The sequence below is a fragment of the Leifsonia sp. SIMBA_070 genome (assembly GCF_046534635.1).
Lineage (GTDB): Bacteria > Actinomycetota > Actinomycetes > Actinomycetales > Microbacteriaceae > Leifsonia.
Map to the genome: position 1 here is coordinate 1 of NZ_JAWRYK010000438.1, position 262 is coordinate 262.

Genomic DNA, 262 nt, shown 5'->3' on the forward strand with positions numbered 1-262 from the left:
GTCGACCGGCATCGCCTTGCCCTGCATCGACTGGACCTCGCGGCCACGGGTCATCTTCAGTCCCACCAGGCCGCACGCGGCGGCGGGGATCCGGATCGAGCCACCTCCGTCGTTGGCGTGCCCGATGGGAACCACTCCGGCGGCCACCATCGCGGCCGAACCGCCGGACGATGCACCCGACGAGTACCCGGTGTGCCAGGGGTTCCGGGTGGGCGGCAGGTCAACGAATTCGGTGGTGGCGTTGAAACCGAACTCGGGCAGG

General features: G+C 69.8%; 1 protein-coding gene. It reads right to left on the bottom strand.

What is annotated here, in order from left to right; genetic code table 11:
* On the bottom strand, positions 1 to 262 hold a 262-nt coding region (locus SB754_RS20990; RefSeq protein WP_410784282.1), incomplete at both ends, for an amidase family protein.